Source organism: Sphingobium sp. LMC3-1-1.1 (assembly GCF_040676285.1).
GTDB lineage: Bacteria > Pseudomonadota > Alphaproteobacteria > Sphingomonadales > Sphingomonadaceae > Sphingobium.
This window is the reverse complement of the sequence record NZ_JBEGHQ010000012.1, coordinates 300,936-324,938: the sequence shown is the minus strand read 5'-3', so window position 1 is coordinate 324,938 and position 24,003 is coordinate 300,936. Positions and strand designations below refer to the sequence as shown.

19 protein-coding genes are annotated in these 24,003 nt (G+C 61.5%); 10 read left to right on the top strand and 9 right to left on the bottom strand.

Annotation, left to right across the window (positions count from 1 at the left end; translation table 11 throughout):
- Window positions 1–131: 131 nt before the first annotated feature.
- Complete coding sequence (locus tag MRBLMC3_RS11740) at window positions 132–977, top strand: metal-dependent hydrolase (RefSeq protein ID WP_363828935.1); 846 nt, start codon at window positions 132–134, stop codon at window positions 975–977.
- 35 nt (window positions 978–1,012) lie between these two features.
- On the opposite strand, the gene MRBLMC3_RS11735 is transcribed toward MRBLMC3_RS11740, so the two are convergent.
- The 4 genes from MRBLMC3_RS11735 to MRBLMC3_RS11720 all read right to left on the bottom strand — a co-directional run bounded on the left by MRBLMC3_RS11735 (window position 1,013) and on the right by MRBLMC3_RS11720 (window position 6,342).
- Entirely contained in the window at window positions 1,013–2,587 is a 1,575-nt protein-coding gene (locus MRBLMC3_RS11735; RefSeq protein ID WP_363828932.1) for an AMP-binding protein, read from the bottom strand.
- Window positions 2,588–2,690: 103 nt separating this feature from the next.
- Window positions 2,691–4,028, bottom strand: a complete 1,338-nt coding sequence (locus MRBLMC3_RS11730) for an MFS transporter (protein WP_363828930.1) — start codon at window positions 4,026–4,028, stop codon at window positions 2,691–2,693.
- 6 nt (window positions 4,029–4,034) lie between these two features.
- Window positions 4,035–5,510: an aldehyde dehydrogenase gene (locus MRBLMC3_RS11725; RefSeq protein ID WP_363828927.1), complete on the bottom strand. Its 1,476-nt coding sequence runs from the start codon at window positions 5,508–5,510 to the stop codon at window positions 4,035–4,037.
- Window positions 5,511–5,553: 43 nt separating this feature from the next.
- Window positions 5,554–6,342: an SDR family NAD(P)-dependent oxidoreductase gene (locus tag MRBLMC3_RS11720; protein ID WP_363828926.1), complete on the bottom strand. Its 789-nt coding sequence runs from the start codon at window positions 6,340–6,342 to the stop codon at window positions 5,554–5,556.
- Between the two features lie 182 nt (window positions 6,343–6,524).
- Between MRBLMC3_RS11720 and MRBLMC3_RS11715 the strand changes: the two genes are divergently transcribed.
- Window positions 6,525–8,198, top strand: a complete 1,674-nt coding sequence (locus MRBLMC3_RS11715) for a GMC family oxidoreductase (RefSeq protein ID WP_363828923.1) — start codon at window positions 6,525–6,527, stop codon at window positions 8,196–8,198.
- Window positions 8,199–8,235: 37 nt separating this feature from the next.
- On the opposite strand, the gene MRBLMC3_RS11710 is transcribed toward MRBLMC3_RS11715, so the two are convergent.
- A complete protein-coding gene (locus MRBLMC3_RS11710) occupies window positions 8,236–9,009 on the bottom strand; it encodes an SDR family NAD(P)-dependent oxidoreductase (protein WP_363828921.1) in 774 nt (257 codons plus the stop codon).
- A 107-nt stretch (window positions 9,010–9,116) separates the two neighbouring features.
- Between MRBLMC3_RS11710 and MRBLMC3_RS11705 the strand changes: the two genes are divergently transcribed.
- The 7 genes from MRBLMC3_RS11705 (at window position 9,117) to MRBLMC3_RS11675 (ending at window position 18,834) form a co-directional block, all read left to right on the top strand.
- Complete coding sequence (locus MRBLMC3_RS11705) at window positions 9,117–10,361, top strand: acyl-CoA dehydrogenase family protein (RefSeq protein WP_363828919.1); 1,245 nt, start codon at window positions 9,117–9,119, stop codon at window positions 10,359–10,361.
- Between the two features lie 16 nt (window positions 10,362–10,377).
- Window positions 10,378–11,505 (top strand): acyl-CoA dehydrogenase family protein, encoded by a 1,128-nt coding sequence (locus tag MRBLMC3_RS11700; protein WP_363828917.1) that lies wholly within the window; start codon window positions 10,378–10,380, stop codon window positions 11,503–11,505.
- A 115-nt stretch (window positions 11,506–11,620) separates the two neighbouring features.
- Window positions 11,621–12,394 (top strand): MarR family winged helix-turn-helix transcriptional regulator, encoded by a 774-nt coding sequence (locus tag MRBLMC3_RS11695; protein ID WP_363828915.1) that lies wholly within the window; start codon window positions 11,621–11,623, stop codon window positions 12,392–12,394.
- Between the two features lie 78 nt (window positions 12,395–12,472).
- Window positions 12,473–13,687 carry a sulfotransferase family protein gene (locus MRBLMC3_RS11690; protein ID WP_363828913.1) on the top strand — a complete coding sequence of 405 codons (1,215 nt, stop codon included), beginning with the start codon at window positions 12,473–12,475 and terminating at the stop codon, window positions 13,685–13,687.
- Between the two features lie 39 nt (window positions 13,688–13,726).
- The gene (locus tag MRBLMC3_RS11685; protein WP_363828911.1) at window positions 13,727–14,971 is read left to right on the top strand and encodes a hypothetical protein; all 1,245 of its coding nucleotides are present in this window, start codon (window positions 13,727–13,729) and stop codon (window positions 14,969–14,971) included.
- Window positions 14,972–15,288: 317 nt separating this feature from the next.
- Entirely contained in the window at window positions 15,289–17,643 is a 2,355-nt protein-coding gene (locus MRBLMC3_RS11680; RefSeq protein ID WP_363828908.1) for a TonB-dependent receptor, read from the top strand.
- A gap of 105 nt (window positions 17,644–17,748) precedes the next feature.
- A complete protein-coding gene (locus MRBLMC3_RS11675; protein ID WP_363828906.1) occupies window positions 17,749–18,834 on the top strand; it encodes a phosphotransferase family protein in 1,086 nt (361 codons plus the stop codon).
- A 22-nt stretch (window positions 18,835–18,856) separates the two neighbouring features.
- On the opposite strand, the gene MRBLMC3_RS11670 is transcribed toward MRBLMC3_RS11675, so the two are convergent.
- The 3 genes from MRBLMC3_RS11670 to MRBLMC3_RS11660 all read right to left on the bottom strand — a co-directional run bounded on the left by MRBLMC3_RS11670 (window position 18,857) and on the right by MRBLMC3_RS11660 (window position 21,551).
- Window positions 18,857–19,351: a VOC family protein gene (locus MRBLMC3_RS11670; protein ID WP_363828903.1), complete on the bottom strand. Its 495-nt coding sequence runs from the start codon at window positions 19,349–19,351 to the stop codon at window positions 18,857–18,859.
- A gap of 137 nt (window positions 19,352–19,488) precedes the next feature.
- Complete coding sequence (locus MRBLMC3_RS11665) at window positions 19,489–21,108, bottom strand: AMP-binding protein (protein WP_363828901.1); 1,620 nt, start codon at window positions 21,106–21,108, stop codon at window positions 19,489–19,491.
- 14 nt (window positions 21,109–21,122) lie between these two features.
- Window positions 21,123–21,551 carry a carboxymuconolactone decarboxylase family protein gene (locus MRBLMC3_RS11660; RefSeq protein WP_363828898.1) on the bottom strand — a complete coding sequence of 143 codons (429 nt, stop codon included), beginning with the start codon at window positions 21,549–21,551 and terminating at the stop codon, window positions 21,123–21,125.
- 266 nt (window positions 21,552–21,817) lie between these two features.
- On the opposite strand from MRBLMC3_RS11660, the gene MRBLMC3_RS11655 reads away from it, so the two are divergent.
- On the top strand, window positions 21,818–23,044 hold the full coding sequence (locus MRBLMC3_RS11655; RefSeq protein ID WP_363828895.1) for an amidohydrolase family protein: 1,227 nt from the start codon (window positions 21,818–21,820) through the stop codon (window positions 23,042–23,044).
- 35 nt (window positions 23,045–23,079) lie between these two features.
- Here the strand turns inward: MRBLMC3_RS11655 and MRBLMC3_RS11650 are convergent, their stop codons facing one another.
- The gene (locus tag MRBLMC3_RS11650) at window positions 23,080–23,853 is read right to left on the bottom strand and encodes an IclR family transcriptional regulator (protein ID WP_363828893.1); all 774 of its coding nucleotides are present in this window, start codon (window positions 23,851–23,853) and stop codon (window positions 23,080–23,082) included.
- Between the last annotated feature and the right edge of the window lie 150 nt (window positions 23,854–24,003).

Sequence of the window (24,003 nt, the reverse complement as noted above, 5' to 3'; positions counted from 1 at the left end):
GGATATGCACGGGCGGATGCATCACAGTCGTGATCGGGTCTTCGGAATCATGACAGGTTTGAAAACCGATGGTACGATGGCGTATCCTGAACAAAAAAGAACAGTAGAAAACCACCAATGGAGGGGCGCCCATGGGCATCGTCATCCGCTATCCCCGTATCGATTTTTCGAAGGTCCGGGCCCATTGGGCGCCCAATATCGCCTTCGCCCAATTCCAGAATGCGACCTCTATCATCCCCGCGCCTGTGGAGCCTTGGCTGATCAAGGTGCTGAACATGGCGATGGAATTCCTGCCCGCCGGTTCGGACCGGCTGCGAGAAGACATGGCCGCCTTTATCGCTCAGGAATCGCAGCATTATCGCCAGCATCAGAAGTTCAACAAGGTCATTGCGGCGCAAGGCTATCCTCAACTCGCCGAATTCGAGAAGAAGCTCGCCGACGACTTGGACGGCTTTATCAAAAACCGCTCGCTCAAATTCATGCTGGCCTATGCCGACGGTTTCGAATCGCTGGGCGCGGGGCAAGGCAGCATATGGTTCGAACGGATGGATGCGCTGACGGAGGGCGCCGATGCCAATGCCGTGGCGCTCTGGAAATGGCATATGGCCGAAGAGTTCGAACATCGGGAAGTATGCTTCCAGATCTATCACCGGATTTACAGTCGCGGCCTGTGGGGCAGGATCTGGAACGGCTATTTCTATCGTGTCTATGGCTGCATCTACGCCATGGTTCATCTTCAGGGCTATATGGCCCGGATGTTCTCCTATCTGATCGAACAGGACCGCAGGGCCATGACGAAAGTGGAGCAAGCCGCCCTTGACCGTGACATCAAGGCGCTCAACAATTTTCAGCGAAGGGTCTTCTTCCCGCAATTGCTCAAGAATTTGCTGCCCTGGTATGATCCGGCGAAAAAGCCGACTCCTGCCGGCCTTTTCGATTATCTGCGCCAGTTCGAAAGGCCCGAGGTTGCAGCCTGACAATCAGACCGGTTCATGCTGCCAGCGGATGAGGATCACAGGGTCCTGTAAAGTTCCTTCAGCGCGAACTTGATCACCTTGCCGGTGGAATTCATCGGCAGGGCGTCCAGGAAGGTGACCCCGCGGGGGATCTTGTAATTGGCGAGATTGGCCTTTGCCCAGCCGATCACTTCCTCTGCAGTGATCGACGAACCGGCCGAACGCACGATGAAGGCATGCCCCACCTCGCCCAGCCGTTGGTCGGGTACGCCGATGATGGCGGATTGATGGATTCCCGGCAGACCGGACATCTGCTTCTCGATCTCGGCCGGATAGACGTTGAAACCGCCGACGATGTACATGTCCTTCAGCCGGTCGGTAAGCTTCAGATAGCCGTCCGCGTCAAGGCAACCGACATCGCCCGAATGCAGCCAGCCCTCTGCGTCCAGCGTGGATAAGGTCGCCTCCGGATTGTCCAGATATTCGATCAGCAACTTGTTGTCGCGGATCAGCACTTCTCCCGGCTCGCCCACCGGTAAAGCGCGGCCATCCGGTCCGGCAATCCGGATTTCCGTGCCGGCAATCGCCGTGCCGACCGTATAGGCGATGCGCTCCATCGGATCGCCCGGCCGGGTGTGCGTGGCGGAACCGCAGCATTCGGTCATGCCATAGCCGGTGCTGATCTCCTGGATCGGGGTTTCCGCCTGAAGCCGCTTCATCAGTTCGATCGGCACCACGGTCGATCCCGTCGACATGAATCGCCAGCTGGAAATGTCCCAGTCGCGCCAGTTGGGAAAGGCCAGCATCTCCTGGAACACGGTGGGCGGGGCGGGCATGACCGTGATGCCGTTTTTCGCCACCAGGTCCAGGACGCTGGCCGGATCATAGGCTTCGGGCCAATAGAGCGTGCTGCCCGCGATCAATGACGCGACCCAGCCCGCCTTGTAGGAAGCATTGTGGGAGAAGGGGCCAAAGGCGGCATAGCGGTCGTCCGCCGTCTGCCGCGCAATGTCCACCCAGGCCTGACCTCCACCCAGCGACCGGCGGTGATCGAACAAAGCGCCCTTGGGTGCTCCCGTGGTACCGGACGTGAACATGAGATCAGCCAGCGTGTCGGGCTTCACCATTGCTTCGCGCTCGGCAAGCTGTGCATCGCTGCTGCTGTCGGCCAGGGCGAGAAAATCCTCGAACCGGATTTCGCCTTCGCCCAATTGCTGCGGTTCGGCACGCAGCACGATGCGGCGGCGCAGTTCGGGCATCGCCTCGTCCTTCAGCATGGCCGGATAATAGCGGCCAAGGAAATTGCCGATGGAAAACAGGCGCAGGATCTTGCCCCGGCGCACGATGTCGGACACCTCGCCGCCCTTGAGGCGCGTGTTGAGCGGCACCATGACGCCGGCGGCGCGTTGGATGCCGATGGCTATGGCGACCCATTCCCACATATTGGGCGCCCAGATGACGGCCCGGTCGCCCGGCTGGGCGCCATCCGCGATCAGCGCCTTTGCGACCAGATCGGCCTGGCGGTCGAGTTCGCGATAGCTGATCGCTCCGTCTGTCTGCGAAACCAGGGCAGGTCGGTCGCCGTGGCGCGCGGCTGCGCTACGCATAAGGGCGGGAATAGTCGTCGTCATGATGGCCTTTTCAGTGCTTTGCCGATGCCGCATGGCAGCATGGGCCGAACGTGCCTTTGAAGGAAGAACGGCCGCGACATAAGCGCGGTTGTGATGGCTGTCCTCATTGATCCAGACGGCGCAGGAAGTCGCCGCGCGCCGACCACACCATCCATGCCGCGAGCGGCCCCGCGGTCAGGAGGCAGGTGATGATCGACCAGCCGAGCTTCATGGGATCGCCAAAGACATAATCCGTCAGAAAGCCGATCAGCATCGGCCCCAGCGCATAGCCGCACAGATTGGAAGCCAGCACCATCAGCGCGGCGAACCGACCGCGCATCTCCACTGGGGCGATCATCTGCACGGCGGCCATGGTCGGGCCATAGCTTGAACCCATGGTCATCATCATCAGTGTGATCGCGCCGAACAGCAGCGTGAAATTGCCGAGCGCAAAGGCAGCGGCCAGGCAAGGAGGAATGGCGATGCAGAAGCCGCACAGCAGTCGCAGCGCCATGTCGCGGGTACCACGCGCGAAACGGTGGTCGATGAACAGGCCGAGCGACAGGCCACCGATGATACCGCCCAACGCGACCGCGAACGACATCATTGTTCCGACGTCCGCCGCGCTCGCGCCGAGCACCCGACGGGCATAGGTTGGGGTCCACACCATGGTGCCCTGTATGGCGACTGCCATCACCGCCGATCCCAGGATCAAGCCCAGCATTAGCCGCGGATGCGTGCCGATATGGCGGAAGAACGCGCCCCAGGTCGCCGCCCGCCGGTCCGGCGGGGTCAGGCTGCGGCGCTTCGGTTCCCGAAAGGCGAACGCCAGGAAGGCGATCAGCACGCCCGGCAGGCCCGTCACCACCAGCACCTGCCGCCATGGCGCAAGGCCAGAGAGCGGGCCGCCCAGCGGCTGCGCCGAAAATAGGGCGAGCAGATTGCCGCCAAGCGCATATGACAGCGATATGCCGATGACGCCGGACACGGAAAGACAGGCGATCGGGGTGGTCAGCCGGTGCCGGGGGAAGATGGACGACAGGAGCGACTGCCCCGCCGGCGATACCGCCGCCTCACCCGCGCCGACCAGCAGGCGACCAGCGAACAACTCGTGGTAGCTGCGCGCCAGCCCCGTGCCCGCTGCTGCTAGCGACCAGACCACTATGCCCGCGAACATGATTGCGCGCCGAGAATAGCGATCGACCAACCCACCGATCACCAATCCCATAAGTCCGTAGAACAGAGCGAAGGAAAGGCCTTGAACCAGGCTGATCTGGAAATCGTTGAGGCCAAGGTCCGCCCGCATTTCCGGGATCAGCACCGATATGACCTGTCGGTCGATCATCGACACGATCTGGAAGATCGTCAGGATGAACACCGTCCACCAGGCGCTGGCAGGACCATAATTGTCGGGCCAGTCGCTGCTGTTGTCGGGCCTCTCCGTTCGCGCCGGGGGTGGCAAGGGCGATCAGGCCTTCAGATGAGCAGGCAGTTCCTGCATGAAGACAGCCTTGACCTCCGTGAAGCCGTGTAGTCCCTCCACTCCGCCTTCGCGGCCCACGCCGGACTGTTTGAAGCCGCCATAGGGGATGGTGTAATCGATGACGCGGCCATTATGGCCGAAATTGCCGGTTCGAATGCGCCGGGCGACTTGATAGGCGCGCTCGACATCCTGGGTGAAGACGCCGCCCGACAGCCCGTAGATATTGTCGTTGGCGATGGCGATGGCCTCTTCCTCGCTGCCATAGGCGATGATCGTGCCGACGGGTCCGAAAATCTCCTCGCGGGCGATGGTCATGTCATTGCTGGCGTCGGTGAACAGCGTCGGTTCCACAAACCAGCCCCTGTCGAGATGCGTCGGGCGATTGCCGCCGGTGACGATGCGGGCGCCCTGCGCCTTGCCTTGCCGGATATAGTCGAAGACGCGGCCATGCTGGCGCTGGGTGACGAGCGGGCCCATCTGCGTGGTTTCGACGAAGGGATCGCCCACCTGCACATATTGCATTGCGGCGGCCATGGCCTCCTCCACTGCGCCCTTCAGAGACAGGGGTACCAATATGCGGCTGAACGCGGCGCATTGCTGGCCGCACAGCCCGACGAGGTTCGGCATGATGCCTTCCACGACCTTGCCGATGTCGGCGTCGTCCAGGACGATGGCGGCGGACTTGCCGCCCAGCTCGGTCGTGATGCGTCCCGACCGCGCGCTGACGATCGAGGCGATATTAAGGCCTGCGGCGGTCGAACCCGTGAAACTGACCTTGTCCACTCCTTCATGCCGGATCAGATGATCGGAGACGTCACGATCGGCCGTCAGTACGGAAAAGACGCCCTCCGGCACGCCTGCCGCTGCAATGCATTCGGCCAGGATCAGTGCTTCCAGCGGCGTTTCGGGCGATGGCTTGGCTATGATCGTGCAGCCGGCGGCCAGCGCGAAGGCCACCTTGAGCGAAAGGGTGGCGAGCGGGGCGTTCCACGGCACCACGGCGGCGACCACGCCCACCGGCTCGTGCACGACAATGGCATGGCCGCCAGCCAGTGCGGGCCGCACCTCCTCAAACCCCTTTTCGGCAAGATTGGCGGCGTAGGTGTAATAGCCGCCCATGAAGGGCGCGGTCATCGACGACTGCGAATAGGGCATGCCCACCTGCATCGACCAGGCGCGCGCGAAATCGTCGCTCCGCTTGGCCATCTCACCGGCGATGCGACGCAGATAGACGGCACGTTCCGGGCCGGTCATACGCGGCCACGGGCCATTGTCGAAGGCATCGCGCGCGACCGCGACGGCGCGATCCATGTCCGCAGTCGTTGCCTTGGCGACGCGGCCCACCTTCTCCTCGGTGGCGGGGGAGATGATCTCTATTCCATCGGACCCGGAAGAATTGGTCCAGCCGCCGCCAATGAACAGCTTCTCCGGGCTTGCGAGATTGACGAGCGTATCGGTCATGCGAAGTTCCTTCAGGATACGGCAAATATGGGCGGGACGCTGGTCAGGTCTCGACAACGACGGGCAGCGACAGGATGTTGGCGACGCCGCCGTCCACCGGCAGCATGTGGCCGGTGATATAGCCCGACGCATCGGACGCCAGGAACTGGACCGGGCCGACCATCTCCTTCGGATCGCCGAAACGGTCCAGTGCTATGGCGCTTCGGAAGATTTTCGCCCGCGCCGGGTTTCCGACCGTGGGCGCGGCCATGTCCGTGTCGAAGAAGCCGGGCGCTATGGCGTTGCAGGTCACGCCATGGGGGGCCAGATCCGCCGCGATCGATCGCGTCAGGCCGAGAACCGCATGCTTGCTGGCGACATAGGCGGACAGGTTGGGCCGCCCCGTGTCGGACACATAGGAGGCGAAATTGATGATCCGCCCCCATTTGCGCGCCACCATTCCCTTAGACAGGTCGCGGCACAGCAGATACATGGACGATACGTTCACATCGAACATGTTTTCCCAATGCGCCAGGGTGGACTGGTGGAGCGGCCCCCATCCGCCGATAGCCCCATTATTGACCAGTATGTCGATGCCGGGCTCTTCGGCGTTCAGCCTCTCGGTCGCGTTCTGCACAGCTTCCAGATCCGCCAGGTCGAAGGCGATCGTTCGCGCCTGACCGCCTGCCGCACGGATGTTCTCGGCCGTTTCTTCCAGTTTTGCGGCGTCGCGCGCGGCAAGGACAAGCGATGCCCCGGCTTCCGCAAGCCCCAGCGCGATCGCCCGGCCCAGGCCGCGAGAGGCGCCCGTGACCATCGCCGTGCGGCCTGCAAGCGAGAAAAGCCCCGTCATTTTGTCCTCATCCTTGGCCAGACCTTGTTCCGATGCAATCATAGCGTTGCCAGCGGCCCGATTTCGATGGCGCAAGTCCAGCCATCATAAGAGCGATGTTCGTCGTCAAGGTCCGCACAAGGCTTGTACACCCTTTGCGCTTCCCCGCTATGCACAGCAGCTTGGGAAAGGAGAAAGCCATCATGGTCGAGGCGCACAGCGTCGTGGAGGCGGAAGCCGATTATGTCATCGTCGGCGCCGGATCGGCCGGCTGCGTGCTCGCCAACCGGCTGAGCGCGAACGGCCGTCACAAGGTTGCGCTGCTGGAGGCGGGCGGCGACGACAGGCCGCTGCAGAATCTTCTCAACCCCGCGCAGGCGATGAGCACGATGAACATTCACGTGCCTGCAGGCTTCACCAGGATGCTGAAGGATCCTCGCGTCAATTGGAACTATATGACCGAACCCGATCCGGGATCGGACGGCAGGCGGCATGTGTTCCCGCGTGGCAAGGTTCTGGGCGGCTCCTCTTCCATCAACGGCATCATCTGGGTCCGTGGCCTGCCGGAGGATTATGACGGCTGGCGGCAAAGGGGACTGACCGGTTGGGGATGGGAAGACGCCGAAACCTATTTTCGCAAGATCGAAAATCAGCAGGGCGCGGATGTCGGCAGCGACCGGCCGGTCGGCCCCCTCAAGATAAGCGACGTGCCGATCCGACATCCCATGCTGGATGTTATGACCAGGGCCTTCGAGGAAGCTGGTGCCCCGATCTCCAACGATCTGAACGGCACCACCCGGGAAGGCGTGGCCCGTATCCGGCTCAACGCCTATAAGGGCATGCGCGTATCGGCGGCCGTTGCCTATCTGCATCCGGCGATGAAGCGGCCCAATCTCCAGGTCATCATTCACGCGCATGCCACGCGCGTCCTGTTCGAAGGCAGGAAAGCCGTGGGCATCGAATATTGGAAGGGCGGCCGCATCCGGCAGGTGCGCGCGCGCCGAGAGGTCATCCTGTCGGGCGGTGCGATCAATTCCCCCCAATTGCTGGAGCTGTCAGGCATAGGGCAGGGCGAGCGGCTGCGGGAGCTGGGCATTACGACGCTTGTCGACAGTCCGAATGTCGGTGAAAATCTCCAGGATCATTATGCGGCGATGGTTCGCGCCCGCCTCAAACCGGGTGCTGCGAGCTTCAACGCCATGTCGCGTGGCTTGCCGTTGGTGGGGCAGATGCTGCGTTTTGCCATGAACCGGACGGGTCTGCTGGCGCTGGGCGGCTCGAATCTGACCGCATTCCTCAAGTCCGATCCGTCGTTCGACCTGCCCGATCTGCAATTCTTCGCCAGCCCCGCGACGGTTGATTTCGAGGCGCTCGCGCTGAAGGGCGCGATGACGATGGAAAAGCTGCCCGGCATCACGGTGGGCGGTTATGTGATGCGGCCGCAGTCAAAGGGCTCGATCCATATCAGGAGCGGCGATTTCCATGACGCGCCGGCGATCAGGCCGAATTTCCTTTCGGCCGAAGCAGACTGCCGGGCGCAGGTCGGTTGTCTGCGCTGGGCACGCCGCGTCATGGAAAGTCCTGCCCTTGCCCCCTATTTCGATCATGAACTGACGCCGGGCGCGGCATTGCAGAGCGACGAGGAACTACTGGGCTTTGCCCGCTCCAGCGGGTCGACCGGCTATCATCAGGCGTCGACCTGCGCCATGGGCGTGGGGCCGGACGCGGTCGTTTCCGGAAAGCTGAAAGTCAACGGCGTGGAAGGCCTGCGGGTCGTCGATGCCTCTGTGATGCCCGCTGTCGTCTCAGGCAACACCAATGCGGCGACGATGATGATCGCGGAAAAGGGTTCCGACATGATCCTTGCCGAAACCTGACGAAGATCGCCCTTTCACTTCGCCCGGATGGAGCTGTTCAGCTCGGTTGGCGCACCTGCTCCCCAAACAGCAGGAGCGACTGGTCGGTGGGCAGTGCATCCCAGATCTGGCGCGCGGCTGTGTCTATGTCCATGACGCCGATGCCCAGTTCCATCTGCCTGCGCATCTGCGATGCAATGGGATAGTCGCTGTCGGCCATGGCGGCGACATGGCGGGTAAGAGCCGTGTCGACAAATCCCGGCCGCACTGCCGTCACCCAGATATTGTCCTTTCCGCGCAGCGCCAGTTCCCTGCGGGTAACGCGAACCCACATTTCCTGGGCGGCCTTGCCCGCGCAATAGACGCTCTGTCCTATGGTAGGTGAACGGGCGGAAGAAGAGGACATGAGGACCAGCCCCGCCTCTCCGGCAAAGCCGCTCTCCCCGACCGCGCGCACGAACATTTCCGCCAGCCGCAGGGGCGCGGCGACATTGGCGACAATGTCGCGGGCATAATCGTCGGGCGCGACCTCTCCGACAAAGCCGGTCATCCCCTTCATGTGCGCATTCTGGATGAAGATCGCGCGGGAGCCGCGGAACCGGCTGAGGTTGTCGGCAAAATGAGAGCCGACATCATTCCAGCTTGCCGGATCAGCGAGGTCCAGGAAGACGCTCTCATGGTCGGGATGGGGCCGTCGCGACAAGTTGACGACGCGCGCGTTGACATAAGGAACATTGCGCGCCAGGCCCAATCCTATGCCCTCGGTGGCGCCTGAAATCCATATCAGGCTGTCGCAATCGCAATGCGCATCTGTTGTTTCTGCATTTTGCATGTATGATCTTCATCATGACGGTCGTCCTGCTGTCAAATCACACTGTCGCACCATCGCATGGATGATGCCGCGGCCCATGCTGCTTGCACCCCTTGGCGGTGCAGGCCATGGACATTCCAATCACCATACAGATAGCCGGAGCCGATCCGATGGAATTGCGCCTCGATCCCGATCTTCAGACCTTCCGGACGGAAGTGCGCGCCTTTATCGACAGCGTATTGCCCGCTGAGATGAAGGAACGTCAGCGTCGCAAGGTTGCCAATAACGCCGCCGTGCCCGATCTGCTGGAATGGATGCGCATCCTCAACGCTCATGGCCGATCCGTGCCGCACTGGCCGGTGGAGTTTGGCGGTTGCGGTTGGACACCGATGCAGCTCTTCATCTTCAATGAGGAACTGTACAAGGCCGACGCCCCTGAATTCGACTGGGGCGGCACGCATATGCTGGGACCGGTGCTCTATACCTATGGTTCCGGTTATCTGAAGGACAGGTTCCTGCCCATGATCCGCGAAGGCGCGACCATGTGGGCGCAGGGCTTTTCCGAACCGGGGTCGGGTTCCGATCTCGCTTCGCTGCGCACCAGCGCCGAACTGGTCGGCGACAAATATATCGTCAACGGGCAGAAGATCTGGACCAGCGGCGCCGCCCACGCGGACTGGGGCTTTTTCCTGGTCCGCACCGACAAGAATGTGAAGCCGCAGCGCGGCATCAGCTTCCTCATCATCAAGATGGATACGCCGGGCGTCACCGTGCGCCAGATCCCGCAGATCAACGGCGAAGCGCATCTGTGCGAAGTGTTCCTGGACAATGTCGAGGTTCCAGCCGACCAGTTGATCGGGGAACCGGGTATGGGTTGGACCTACGCCAAGTTCCTGCTGGAGCATGAGCGCACCACGTCGAGCTTTATCTACTGGAGCAAGCGTGAACTGGCACGCGCGAAGGACATCGCGCTCGGCGAAATGACAGGAGGCCGCCGCGTCGCTGACGACCCTGCCTTCCGCGCCCGTTTCGCCAGAGCGGAGGCAGATCTGCTTGCGCTGGAATGGTCGGTTCTGCGCGTGCTGGCGCATGAGGAATTCGACGCGCCGGAGGCTGCCGCCGCCTCCGTGTTGAAAATCCGGGGTTCCGAACTGCAACAGGAAATCACCATGTTGCAGGTCGACGCCTTGGGCGCGAAGGCGCTGCGCTTCTTCGATGTGGCCCCTGCGCCTCCCCCTGCGCCCACGGATGTGTGGGCCGATTATGCCCCCGGCCGAACGACGGTGGCGCTGATCAACCGGGCGGCGACCATCTATGGCGGGTCGAAGCAGATCCAAAAGAATATTCTGGCCAAGCTCGCCTTCGGCCTCTGACAGGAAGACAGGAACAATGGATTTCGCGAAGTCCGACATTCAGACGATGCTTCTGGACAGCGCCGAACGGTTGCTGTCTGAAAATGCCGACGTCGAATATTGGCGGCATCAGCGATCGAGCGCGACGGGCTTTGACGAGGCACGCTGGATGCAGTTTGCGGAGCTGGGATGGCTTGCCCTGCCGGTGCCGGAAGCAGCGGGTGGTCTGGACGGCACGATAGAGGATATTGCGCTGCTCAACATTGCGCTGGGCAAGGCGCTGGCGACCGAACCCTATATCAGCACGATCGTGCTTGGGGGGCATGTGCTCAAGCAATCCGCGGACGAAGCGCGGGCGCTGGACCTGTTGGGCGAGGTTGCGGGCGGCACGCTGCGCATCGCGCTTGCGCATCAGGAAAATGGCGCTCATCCGCTCGACGTCGAGGTGACCGGTACCAGCGCCCGCCGTTCCGATGACGGATATATTGTGTCCGGCACGAAGATCATGGCGTTCGATGCGCCCAGCGCGGGGCAGTTGATCGTCTCGGCCCGTCTGGAGGGGGAAGAGGGCGTCGGCCTGTTCCTCGTGCCCGCCGATGCGCCCGGCCTTTCGGTTGAATCCTATGCGTTGGTCGATGGCACACGCGCCTCCGACATCGTCCTTGCCGACGTGACGCTCCCGTCCGCGGCTCTGCTGATCGGCGGTAATCGCGGCGCGGCGGTGCTGCGCGAGGCCATCGATCGTGCCTCGATCGCGCTGATGGCGCAGGCGGTCGGCGCGATGGAAGCCGCGAACAAGGTCTGTGGCGCCTATGTGCAGGAGCGCAAGCAGTTCGGGGTCGCCATCGGTTCCTTTCAGGCGATCCAGCATATCATGGCCGATAATTTCGTCGCCGCCCATCAGGCGCGTTCGATGCTCTACCACGCCTTGGCCAATGCGGATGAGGATGAGGCGACGCGGTCGGCCGCGCTTTCCGCCGCGCGCCTTGTCATCGGAGAGGCGGGGCAGACAGTCTCGCGCAATGGCATTCAGGTCCATGGCGGCTATGGGCTGACCGATGAATATGCGATCGGCCATTATTTTCGCCGGTTGATGTGCATGGAAAAACAATATGGTGACCTGATCCAGCATGGCGAACGCTTTGGCGACAGCATCTTCGGCTAAGCTCTGCAAGGGATCACGCGGTTGAGGGCCGGACCAGGCTCTTGCGGATCGCCTCACCCTGTGTCTTTGTGGTGCCATGACGGGACGGGCCAGGACTGAAGAAGGCGAGCGCAGCGTGGAGGCATGCCGCGCCGCTCTCGAAGTGCATTATGCGGTGCACCGCACCATCCCATCCATGGCGGGCCTTGCCAGGCTGTGGGATTATGCCAGCAAATCATCGGCATCCCGGCGCGTCGATCAGCTGATAGAGGCGGGCATATTGCTCTGGTCGGCCGACCGGCGACTGGCGCCCGGACCGGCCTTTCGCATCCTGCCCGATCCGCAGGTGCAGGTCGACGAGGTTCCGGCGCCCACCGCGGCCGACCCGCTTCAGGCGGCTCTGGCTGCCTGGGCGACAGACTATGATCCGCTGCTGGTTCGCTCCTACTCCGTCACGACGCGCCTGTTGCGCCTGGCCCGGAGCATGGAACGGCACATGACACTGTCGGCCGCGCGGGAAGGGCTGACATCCGGCGACGTGCTCCTGCTCGATGCCCTGTACCGCGTGGGACCGCCCCATCGCATCGCGCCCACCGCGCTCAAACATTATTTCCTGATGTCGCTTGCAGGCGTCGCCAAGCGGGTCGATCGGCTGGAGGCGCTGGGCTTTATTCGCCGGGTGCCCAATCCGGACGATCGGCGCGGTTTGTTCATCGAATTGACGGAGGCAGGCCACGCCGCGCTCACCAGGCTGGTCGAGCTCGACCGCTCCGCTCCGCATATCCTCTGGCCCACCGCGCTCAGCGAGCAGCAATATCATGCGATGATAGAATCACTGAATATCGCAGAAGCGCTGGTCGCGGAGCAGGATAGGAACGAACGTTCTCATCATTATCGTTCGCCCATGTGATAATATCCAGTTTAATTGACTTTCAGGCGCCTATTGCTCCAGCATATGCAAATCCAGGTGAACTAGTCAGGAGGGGTGATGCGCAGCCGATCGGAAAATGTGGGAACCGTTGCTGACCTGTCGAGCGGCATAGATGCAGCAGCGCTCATCCGCACGTCTCAGATAATCGCCGGCAATTTCGATGCGCTCGATCCCGCTCTTGTCGGCAGGGTGGAACGGTTCACGGGCTGGCTCAACGAACAGCCGCCCCTGCGTCCCGAACAGAAGTCGGATGTCGAGTTGCAACTGCGCAAGCTGCTTTCGACTCGCCTGCGGCTCGCGGCGGACCGGAAACGCATTCCCGCCATCGCAGAGGAAAAGATAGAGCGGCCCATTTTCGTCATCGGCTTCGGCCGGACCGGCACGACACTCATCCATTCGTTGCTGGCCGAGGACCCCGGCGCGCGTACCCCGCTCTGGTGGCATAGCCATTCGCCAAGCCCGCCGCCAGGCGAAGTGCCGGTAACGCCGGAGCGGATAGAACTCACGGCCAGGGAACTGGACGAGCTGCTGATGCGCGCGCCCGGCCTGCTCACGCTTCACCCCTATTGGGACAAGCGCGGCCATTGCCCGATCGAATGCGAGGAAATCTTCACCCTCGACTTTCAGAACGCCTATCCGTCGCTATTGTACAAGCTGCCGGCGCTGGCGATGATCCTGGACGCCAGCAATATCGCCGCGGCGTACAGCTTCCATCGCCAGTTCCTGCAACATTTGCAGTGGCAGCAGCCGACCGGCCATTGGGTAGCCAAGGGAATATACCACCAGTTCGCGCTGGATGCGCTGTTCGAGGCCTATCCCGACGCGCTGTGCATCTGGCCGCATCGCGACCCGGTTCAGGTCCATCCCTCGATCATGGCGATCACGGCGGTGCTTTATGGCGGTATCACCAACTGGCAGATGGATTTTCAGGCCCTCGGTCCAGCCTTTGTCGAAAGCATCGCGGCATCGCTGGCCGAAACGATGAAAAATCCGCTGGTTGACGATCCTCGCATTTTCCATGTCGATTTCCAGGACCTGACAAGTGACCCCGTGGATGTGATCCGGCGAGCCTATGGCCACTGGCAAATGGATTACACGCCCGAATTCGACAGCCGGATGCGGACGTGGCTGGCCGATCCGGCAAATGCTTCCAATCGCTATGGCCGCTATGATTACGCCCTGGAACCCTTCGGCCTCAGCCGCGAGATGATCGAAACGGCGTTCGAGGGTTATTCGCGGCGCTTCGGGCTGGGCCGGTTCGCCCGGGCCTGAGGCTCCACCATGCCGGATGCTGATCCTGGAGGAGGGCTGATGACCAATCCTGTCGCCAATGAGGATCAATTCGCTGCCGAAGCGGAGGTCCGCGCCATGTGGGACGAGGCGGCGACCAGGGCGGCGCGCAATCATTGCGCGCAGCTTTGGCGCGTGGGTCACGGCAGTGACGTGCCGCTGGAGGTCGAGCCGCTTTTCGACGGTGCGATGGACGCCTGGATGAGCAATTATCTTTTCAAGGCTGCGGCCCGCGACCCCGTTCGTCCCCGTTTCGTGCGCAACTTCATGCCGGGCCATTGCTGGAATGGTGCGGCCGTGCCCGATGCGCGCATGGGGGGAGACAATCCGGACAACTGCTATCGGCTGGCGGGCATCGCCCATGGCGGTCGCTATCGGATTACCGGCAAGGTCATCAATGCCTGCCCGGCGCATATATCCTTCACGCTGGTGGAGAATTGGGGCACGTCGATCACGACGCAGACGGTCGAGATCCCCGGAATCGATGTCGGGGACGACGGCGGCTTCGCCATCACGATCGATGACCAGCCTGCCGCCGGGCGGCGCAATCACATGACCACCAATCCGCGCGTCAAATTCCTGTTCGTGCGGGATTCCATGATGGATTGGGAAAGGGAAACCCCCTTGATCCTCGGGATCGAGCGGATCGATGCGCCTGCCGTCTCTCCCATGTCCTTCGAACAGCGTCTGGAGGAGGCGCTGCGTCGCGCGCGGGAGGAGGTGCCCCTCTATTACTGGTTCTTCCGCCTGTCGGCAGGGCATGCGATCAACAGCATGCCTCCGCCTTTGAGGACGGCCAGCGTCGGCGGCCTCGTCACGCAGGCAAGCAGCCTTGGCCGCCTGCATCTGGAGGATGACCAGGCGGCCATAATCCGCTTCGATCCAGCAGGCGCTGCCTATAACAGCCTGCAACTGGCCATGTGGTGGTATCGATCGGTGGATGCGCATCGCCTGCAAAGTGGCCTGTCCGCCATGCAGGCCGCGCCCGGCGGTGACGGATTGATCACGACAGTTGTGTCGGCGCGCGATCCGGGCATCGCCAACTGGGTACAGACTGACGGATTGCGTGACCTGTTGCCGATGATCCGCTGGCAGGGGCTGCCGGACAGGGTACAGGGCGGGGGACCAGTCCACTGGCTCGACATCGTGCCATTCGAGCAGGTTGATGCGCATCTGCCCGATGATATTGCCCGGCTGAGCCGGGAAGAACGTCTCGCGCAGATTGATGCGCGTCGTGGCGCCTGGTCGCGCAGGATCAATAGTTGACTAAAAACATCCTCATGCCCGGAAAAAAGCATCCGGTTTAAACGTTGATGCAACATTTTGCCGAAAAGATATGGATTATATAATCATCTGAAAATAAAGCCGGAAAAAATGACGCTGGAACTGTGTCCTGAAAACAACGGACCACTTAAATCATCTTCCCTATTCCAGCGCATATGCAAGATCGCCTATCTGATGATCCATAACATCCGCCAATCAGGGGTTTGGCCGAGCGGGAAATGGCGCTAGCTGGCGTTCATCCGTTCGCCGGCTTCAAAGCAAAGCTATAGGCCGGTTCCATCAGTCCCTGAGAGGATGCAATGACCTATCGACGCTATCTTGCCGCGACTTGCGCGGTTTTGTTCGTTTCCGCACCCGCCTTTGCTCAGGATGCCGCGTCGCCGCAGACCGACGGCGTGTCGACCGGGGACATTGTGGTCACCGCGCGCCGCCGCGACGAGGCGCTGCAGGATGTTCCGATCTCTGTCTCGGCCATTTCGGGCGAGCAGCTTTCGCGGTCGGGCGTGACCGACGTTCAGGGCCTGCAATACCGCACCCCTTCGCTCTCGATCACCAGCGCGCAGAGCCAGCGCAACACCATTGCCTTTTCGCTGCGCGGCCAGCGGACGCAGGAAACGCAGCTCTTCACCGATCCGCCGGTGGGCACCTATTTCGCCGAAGTGGTGCAGCCGCGCCCCTACGGCTTTGGGAACAGCCTGTATGACCTTGAATCGGTCCAAGTTCTGAAGGGCGTGCAGGGCACGCTGTTCGGCCGCAACATGACCGGCGGCGCGGTGCTGGTCGAGCCTGCCCATCCGAAGCTGGGCGAGTTCGCGGGCGAAGTTCGTGGCCAATATGGCAATTACGACATGCACGATATCTACGGGATGGTGAACGTTCCGGTCGGCGATTCCGTTGCCCTGCGCGTTTCGGGGAAGACCCGCGAGCGTGACGGCTGGGCGCACGACATAGGCAGCGGACTGCGTCTCGATAACCAGAATTACGACACCTTCCGCGTGTCGGCACTCGTGTCGCCGGGCAATGGCATTGAGTCGCTGACCGTGTTCGATTGGTTCAAGTCGCGCGAAAACGGCACCGCTTCCTTCCTGACCTCCATCAGCTATCCCTCGGCTCTCAGCAGATATGCCAACCTGGCCGATATTCCGGGGCAGTTTGCCGAAGCGCAGCGGCTTTTCCGCACGCAACGCTACACGCTCAATTCCGGTTCGGGCGACGGCAGCAATCTCGACGTGTTCGGGCTGCCGCGCGAAAGCATCAAGAATTGGGGAATCACGAACAAGACGACCTGGGAACTATCTGATAGCCTGACGCTGAAGAACATCTTTGGCTACCGCAAGCAGCGTCGGGATATCGTGCAGGACTATGATGGCATCCCGGCGTTCCTGATTGCGCCCTATCAATATTCGCGCTCACGCAATATTTCGGAAGAATTGCAACTCCAGGCCAAGATGTTCGACAATCGGCTCGATCTGATCGCCGGCGGCTATTATTTCGAGGAAAAGGGTATTGACGGCTCGCTCGCCAACACCCTGCCTCAGCTGAACATCCTGGCGGCAGGCCTCAATCCGGCGACGACCGACGCGTCGCTCTTCGTCACCAGCAATCCGGGTGAAGGCTATGCACGAACCGCGGCCGCCTTTGTTGCGGGCACCTTCAAGGTCACGGATCAGGTAAGCCTGTCGGGCGGTCTTCGCTACAATTACGACAAGCGGAAAATCACCGTGTCGCCGTCGCAGCCCAACTATCCCAATGCGGACGGTACCTTCGGCCGTTGTACTTTCAACCCGGTCGTCCCGGCGGGCTATGACACCACCGTCCGCCAGACCGGGCCATGCGCCTTCACCAACAGCAAGTCGTTCAAGGAATGGACCTACGACGCGACCCTGCAATATGAACCTACGCCGGAAGTGACGACCTATGCGTCTTATCGTCATGGTTTCCGGGCGGGTGGCTTTTCGACTCGGGCAACCGGTGTGGTCACGCTGGCACCCTTCCTCCCCGAATTCGTCGACGAATATGAAATCGGCCTGAAGACCAATCATCGGTTGGGTGGCGGTCGCCTGACCACCAGCACGGCGCTGTTCCGTCAGGATGGCAGCGATGTGCAGAAACAGCGCGCCACTTTCGTCGACGGCAATGTCTTCACCATCGTCGACAATACCGCCAAGCAGCGCAATGTCGGTGGCGAGTTCGAGGCGAACTTCAGCACCGACACCTTCTCGCTCGCGGCCTTCTATTCCTACACGAAGGTCAAGATCCGGGCAGGCCGCGTCGTGCTGGCCAATGGTCTGACCGAGTTCGAGCAGCGCGGCGTTCCCAAGCATCAGCTGGGCGCCACGGCGACGATTTCGCCGCCGGTCAGCGAAGATCTGGGCCAGCTCAACTTCATCATGAACTACACGTGGCGCAGCAAGATCTATCTTGACGATTTCGAGATTCAGGGCGTTCAGCCAGCCTATTCGCTGATCAACTTGCGTGCCGAACTCAACAATGTCGGCGGGTCGGGCGCTTCGGTCGCCGCCTTCGTCAACAATGCGCTCAACGAAACCTATCGCATCGGCGTGCTGGGACTCATCGCCGAGGGGTTGGGCTTCCAGAACAGCGTCTACGGCGAGCCGCGCACCTATGGCATCGAGGTGGGCTTCAAATTCTGATCCTGGATCAGGGTGAAAGCATCAAGGGGGCGCAGAGTTCTGCGCCCCCTTTTTCTTGCGCGTTGCTGTCTGGCATTCTGCGCCAAAAGGACGACGGAGAGTTTCATGAACAAGGCTTATCCTGCTGACGCATTGCCGCTGCCGTTGACGCCGGAGCAGATCAACAGCGCGTGGCTGACTCGCGCTCTGCGACAGCGACTGCCCGGCGTGTCGGTGAGCGACTCGCAGATCGTCGATATCATCCTTGGGACCTCGACCAAGATCCGCGTCCGGCTGACTGTGGAGGGGGAGGGTGCCGAACAGATCGGCGAAACCCTGATCGTCAAAGGCGGCTTTGAGGAGCACAGTCCGAAGATGGCTGCGATGTACGCCAATGAAACGCGCTTCTACGCCGATATTCAGCCCTTGATCCCCATGCCTTCGCCACGCGCCTATTTTGCCGGAACGGACCCGAATTCCCACCAGTCGATCGTCATCATGGAGGATCTGAAGCGGCCCGGCGTCGATTTCTGCGATGCGCTGCGTCCGCACAGCTTCGATCAGATTGCGCGCCGCATGGAAACCATGGCCGCCTATCATGCAGCGACCTGGGCTTCACCCCATTTCCAGACGGGCGGCCGCTGGGCCGACATCGCCAGCCGGTTCGACGGCTGGGGACTGGAGTATATGCGCCGCTATCTCGTTCCAGATATCTGGGCACATTATATGGCCTCGCCGCGCGGCGCGGCGGTGTCCACGCGGTTGCACGATCGTGCCTGGATGGAACGGGCGCTGATGACCATCGGTGACATTCAGCGCGCCCAACCCCGCTGCCTCATTCATGGCGACACGCATCTGGGCAATCTGTACATATTGGAGGACGGCACGCCCGGCTATTTCGACGCGCAGGTAGCGCAAACCGCCTGGCACCATGAAGTTTCCTACCATATCGTCTGTGCCGCCGACCTTGCCGATCGGGCCGCATGGGAGGGCGAACTGCTGCGCATCTATCTCGACGCGCTGGCGCGGGAAGGTGGTCCGGTTCTGGATTGGGACGAGGCATGGCTGGATTACAGGCGTTCCATCGTCTGGGGTCTGTTCATTTTCCTCACCAATGAGGTGAGGTTCCAGACGGAGGCCGTCAACACAGCTTATGCCGCCCGCTTCGGACAGGCCGCACTCGACCATGAACTCCGTCAGTTATTGCCATAGGAGGCCCTTCGGATAGCGTGGATCAGATGCTTCTTGCCTCTTGCTCGATGAACTGGTCGATCCTGGCGTTCAGCCGGTCGACCAGCGCGCGGTCCGACAGTTCCACAAAATAACCAAGTTGATCCACGGTATCGAGGTGGATCACCGCCGGATCGCCATTGGGCATCGTCGCGCCCCAGCTTTCGAATACGCATTCGACGCCATCGGGCCGCTGCGAAAGATCATCGACTGCATAGCCGAGGTGAAAAATGCCTTCGCCCCGTGTTTCCAGCCATTCTTTGGCATTGCCGTACCCGATGAGCGGCTCGATCATCTCCAGATAGACATCGCCCCATCGGGTGAAGGCGTTCCTGTTGGCAAAGCGGCCGTGCCAGTCGCGATAACGGCCCTCATAATCGGTATCGAGCCGCCAGAAAGGGCCGAGCCCCAGCAGGTTCCGATAATGCGCCATGCCCGCGTCGATATCGCGAACCACCACGCCGATCTGATAAAAGTCGCCCCGGAATTCCATCGCCATCCTCTCATCTGCTTTTCCGGCGTTCGACCTGTCGCGACGGGGCGTTCACCCCTCAGCTCTCGCGGCCTGCCGCTCCGGATTCCTTATGTTCCGCGATGTCCTAACCAGTGATCGGTTCCGATCGCTTGGAAATCGCTTTAGGCCTCGGCCTGGGCCTTGATCCGATCACGCAACAGGAATTTCTGGATCTTTCCCAAGGGCGTGCGCGGAAAATCATCCATCAGGAACAGATGGCGAGGCACCTTGTAATTCGCCATCTGCTCGCGACTCCATGCCGTCAGCTCCGCCAGCGTCAGCGCTTCGTCATCCTTCAGGATGACGCAGGCGGCGCAGACTTCGCCCATGCGATCATCGGGCCAGCCGATTATACATACATCGGCAATGGCGGGATGTTTGCGCAGGATATTTTCGACCTCGGCCGGATAGGCGTTGAAACCGCCGACGATGACGACATCCTTGAGACGGTCGAGGATGCGCAGCGTGCCGTCCTCCGCAATGCATCCCACGTCGCCGCTGTGAAGCCAGCCGTCTGCGTCGATCGTGGCTGCGGTCTGCTCCGGCTCCTCGAAATAGCCCTGCATCACCACCGGGCCACGGATCAGCAGTTCGCCGCTCTCGCCCGTGGGCAGCGGATTGCCCTGCGCATCGATGATCCGCAGCTCCACGCCGGGCAGCGGCTTGCCGACTGTCCGCGCGATTGTTTCAAAGCTGGCATCGGGATAGTTGACGGTGGCGAGCGCCGTGCACTCGGTCTGGCCGAAGCTGGTCAGGAACAGGTCGAACCCGAATATTTCCCTTCCGGCGCGGATCAGGTCGACAGGAACATTGGAAGCGCCAGTGTGCCCGACCCGCAGCGATGAAATGTCGAACGCGCCGAAACGGGGATGGTCCATCAGCGAGAGGAAAATCGTCGGCGGGCCCATCAACACGCTGATCCTTTCGCGCTCGATCAGCGAGAGCAGCGCCTCGGCGTCGAATGTGGACAGCGGATAGACGGTGATGCCCGCCACCAGCGCGGAAATCCAGCCAGACCTGTAGCCGAAACTGTGGAAGAAGGGATTGACGATGGCCATGCGATCGCCGGCCCGCAGGTCATTGGATTCGTTCCAGATGGCCGGCACCCACAATGCCTGGCCATGATTGTGCATCGCGCCCTTGGGCTGTCCGGTGGTGCCGCTGGTGAAAAGAATATCCGCGATCGTTTCCGGCGTCACGGCCGCAATATGTGCGGCAAGTTCCGCCTCATCGGCCTGCGCGCGCCGGAACATGTCAAAACCAGGTCCGTCCAGTGCTACGATATGGCTTAGCGCCGGCAGATCGCGCACCGGCCCGGCCGATCCCGGGCCTCCCCCCGCCTGGGTCAGCATGGCGGCATAGTCATTGCCCAGAAACCCCGTCACGGTGAACAGGATCCGGGCCCGCGTCTTGGCCAATATGTAGAGCGCCTCGCCACCCTTGAAGCGAGTGTTGATGGGCACCATGATGGCGCCGATGCTCTCCACCGCCGCCGCCGCGATCATCCACTCCGCGCTGTTGGGCGCCCAGATCGCGACCCTGTCCCCATAAGCGACGCCATGGGCGATCAGCGCACGGGCAAGATCATCGACCCGTTCCTTGAATTGCGCAAAGCTGATCCGTGTGCCGTCCTCCCCGACGATGAAGGGCGTGTCGCCATAACGCGCGGCGACATGCGCGATGACCTTCGGCAATGTGTGGTCAAGCGTCTTCGGCAGGTCGGAAAAATGTGGATTGGTCAAGGCTGTCGCGCCGATCACAGCAGTCCCTTTTCCTCAGACGTCTTGACGTCGGGAGAGACGCCGGCTTCGCGCATGGCTTCGATAACCGCCGTCGTGGCGGATGCGATGCACGGGAATCCGACATAGGGGGTGAGTTGCACCAGCAGTCCTTCCAGCTCCTGCGGAGTCAACCCGTTGGCGATGCCGATCTTCACATGGTTTTTCAATTCCAGCGACTGTCGCATGGCAATAAGGGCGGATATGACGGCCAAGCTCTTTTCCTTGGGAGCAATGCCCTGATGCCGCCAGGCGTCATGAAAAGCCCAGCTTGCCGCCATGCGCGGGATGGCCGAGCCAAAGCCATCGGCGGTGCATGCGTCGCGAAAGGCATTGCCGAACCCTTCGCCCATGATGCCGCTGATGAAGTCGACGCCCGATTTCTGCTTCTCGTCCAACTCAGCCATCCGATGTCTCCATGCATTATGATTGTCTGGCCTATGGGCGGCGGCTTGCCCACGTCAACAATGCCGCTGCCGCTATGGCTAGGTAGCATATAGTGATCGGTCATCTGATGGAGCCGGTACTCCATCGCCTATGTGATGGCAGGTCCGGGTCGATATTCGCGCCATCCGCTCAAGCCTATATAGGTTTGGACACTGGATACCCGACTTTCATGTCGCATGGCCCAGACAATATCGAAATGACGTCACGACCTTGGGGAAGGAAGATTATGTCTGCACAAATCAAGGCGACGGAAACTTCGCCTGTTTATTCCGGTCCGATCTTTGATGCCGACACGCATTTCTGGGAAACGGATGAAGCCTGGACGAAATATCTGCCCCAGGATGCTGCCGAACGCTATGGCGTGACGTTCAAGACAGGATCGGACGGCGACTTCGCCATGTATGTGGGGCCGCGCAAGGTGGAAATCAGCGCCGACCATCTTTTTGAGGATGGCCGTGTCCCCGCGCCCGGCAAATTGCACGAATGGCTGCGCGCCATGAAGGAGGGCAAGGCCGAGATCGACATGCACGTGCCCAAGAGCGCGGACATGATGGAACCCGAAGCGCGGGTGAAACTGCTCGACGCCTGGGACGTGCGTTCATCCATTCTCTTTGTCGGCAACATGATCACGGCCATCAGTTTCCTTGATGATCCGCGTTACGCTTATCCCGTGTTGAATGCCTATAATGGCTGGATGTACGACCAGTGGAAGTATAATTACAACGACCGCATCTTCTCATGCCCCATCATGACGCTCGACAATGTCGAGGAGGCCTGCAAGGCGCTGAAGGATGTGGTCGCGAAGGGCGCAAAGCTCATCCTGATGCCGATGGGCCCCTATAACGGCAAGGCGCCCGCGCATCCCGACCATGATCCCTTCTGGGCGATCGCCAATGAAGCAGGTATCCGGGTCGTCTTCCATGTGTCCGAGGCTATTTACCTGAAGGATCATATGGCGCTGTGGGGGGAGGGCATGCAGCAATCGCGCATCCGCCAGTCCGCTTTCGTATGGATGCACGGCTATTCGGAACGGCCGGTGATCGAGACGCTGTCGAGCTTCATCTTCTGGAATTTCTTCGAACGCTTTCCCAATGTGAGGCTGCTGTCGGCCGAAAATGGGGCCGAATGGGTGCCGTCCATGCTGGTGAAGATGGACAAGTGTCGGGGCATTGCGAAGAACGGCTATTGGCCCGCCGGGCAGTTGAAGGATCGGCCCAGCAACATCTTTGCCCGCCATGTTTCCGTCGTCGCCTATCCGGAGGATGACCTGAAATCCATCATCGATCAGGTCGGCAACGCCGATTGGGTCTTGATGGGATCGGACTATCCGCATGCAGAGGGCGTGGAGGAACCGCGGCTGTTCGCCGAGGAAGCGTGCAAGGATCTGTCGGCCACCGATGTGCGCAAGGTTATGTATGAAAACGGCATGCGCTTCATGGGGCTGCCTGCCTGAAGCTTGCCTTCGGCCGACAGGCTATCCGCCGCGCGTCAGCTTCCCGCTGATGCGCGGCGGCCCGCCTCCACCGTGGCGCTCAAAAGCCGGTCGAAATTCTGCTTCATCCTGGCGAGCGGAGCGGCCAGTATCAAGGCTCCCAGCATATCCCCGTCGGGGCCCATGACCGGCACCGCCAGTGCCGCAGTGTCGCTCAACATTTCCCCGAAACTGGCGCAATAGCCCTGCTTGCGAATTTCCGTCAGGCTGACGCGAATGGCGTCGGGATCGGTTCGAGTGCTGTCGGTCAGTTGCCGAAGATGGGCGCGGGCCAGATAGTCGTCTACCTGCTCCGGACCGGCAAAGGCCATGAGGACGCGGCCGGCGGCGCTCGCGTACAGGGGCGCGCGCAGCCCAGCCTGCATGGCATAGCGCACCGGTTGCGGGCTGTTGCTCGCTTCGGTGTAGATGGCCTGCCCGATTTCCCAATCGGCGATGGCGAATCCCACCGATTCGCGCGTTTCGGCAGCGAGCTGCTTGACGAGGGACCGGACCAGTTCGGGCGCTGACCAGTGGCGCACGATCCGGCTCGCGAAATGATACGCCGCCGGCCCCAAACGGTAGCGCCCTTCCTGACAGGACAGATAATGCATGTCGCACAGGCCCCGCAGCGTATCGATGAAGGTGCTTTTGGGTACTGTCATGATCGCGCTGAGCTCGGCCAGGCTCATGCCGTCCTGCTTCCCCGCCAGCAATACCAGCAGATCGAGCACACGCGTGATCGCCTTCGGTCCCCGCGCACGGATCTCCTCGACTTTGGCCTCTTGCATCTTCCCCGCCCGTCCCCTGTTTTCTGCTCAGCCTGCATAGCTATTCGAAAATTCGAACGCAATTCGAAAAATCGTTGGACATTATATTTGTGATGCGATACGAAAATCCGTGCAGCAGATGCAATTTCATGCATCCGCGGGAGGAGAGGA

Coding starts and splice junctions, on each gene's coding strand:
- MRBLMC3_RS11650 (WP_363828893.1), bottom strand. CDS start 23,853: ATGCAAGAGGCCAAAGTCGAGGAGATCCGTGCGCGGGGACCGAAGGCG.
- MRBLMC3_RS11720 (WP_363828926.1), bottom strand. CDS start 6,342: ATGACGGGGCTTTTCTCGCTTGCAGGCCGCACGGCGATGGTCACGGGC.
- MRBLMC3_RS11735 (WP_363828932.1), bottom strand. CDS start 2,587: ATGACGACGACTATTCCCGCCCTTATGCGTAGCGCAGCCGCGCGCCAC.
- MRBLMC3_RS11670 (WP_363828903.1), bottom strand. CDS start 19,351: ATGGCGATGGAATTCCGGGGCGACTTTTATCAGATCGGCGTGGTGGTT.
- MRBLMC3_RS11685 (WP_363828911.1), top strand. CDS start 13,727: ATGACCAATCCTGTCGCCAATGAGGATCAATTCGCTGCCGAAGCGGAG.
- MRBLMC3_RS11725 (WP_363828927.1), bottom strand. CDS start 5,510: ATGACCGATACGCTCGTCAATCTCGCAAGCCCGGAGAAGCTGTTCATT.
- MRBLMC3_RS11705 (WP_363828919.1), top strand. CDS start 9,117: ATGGACATTCCAATCACCATACAGATAGCCGGAGCCGATCCGATGGAA.
- MRBLMC3_RS11700 (WP_363828917.1), top strand. CDS start 10,378: ATGGATTTCGCGAAGTCCGACATTCAGACGATGCTTCTGGACAGCGCC.
- MRBLMC3_RS11690 (WP_363828913.1), top strand. CDS start 12,473: ATGCGCAGCCGATCGGAAAATGTGGGAACCGTTGCTGACCTGTCGAGC.
- MRBLMC3_RS11655 (WP_363828895.1), top strand. CDS start 21,818: ATGTCTGCACAAATCAAGGCGACGGAAACTTCGCCTGTTTATTCCGGT.
- MRBLMC3_RS11710 (WP_363828921.1), bottom strand. CDS start 9,009: ATGCAAAATGCAGAAACAACAGATGCGCATTGCGATTGCGACAGCCTG.
- MRBLMC3_RS11740 (WP_363828935.1), top strand. CDS start 132: ATGGGCATCGTCATCCGCTATCCCCGTATCGATTTTTCGAAGGTCCGG.
- MRBLMC3_RS11680 (WP_363828908.1), top strand. CDS start 15,289: ATGACCTATCGACGCTATCTTGCCGCGACTTGCGCGGTTTTGTTCGTT.
- MRBLMC3_RS11715 (WP_363828923.1), top strand. CDS start 6,525: ATGGTCGAGGCGCACAGCGTCGTGGAGGCGGAAGCCGATTATGTCATC.
- MRBLMC3_RS11660 (WP_363828898.1), bottom strand. CDS start 21,551: ATGGCTGAGTTGGACGAGAAGCAGAAATCGGGCGTCGACTTCATCAGC.
- MRBLMC3_RS11675 (WP_363828906.1), top strand. CDS start 17,749: ATGAACAAGGCTTATCCTGCTGACGCATTGCCGCTGCCGTTGACGCCG.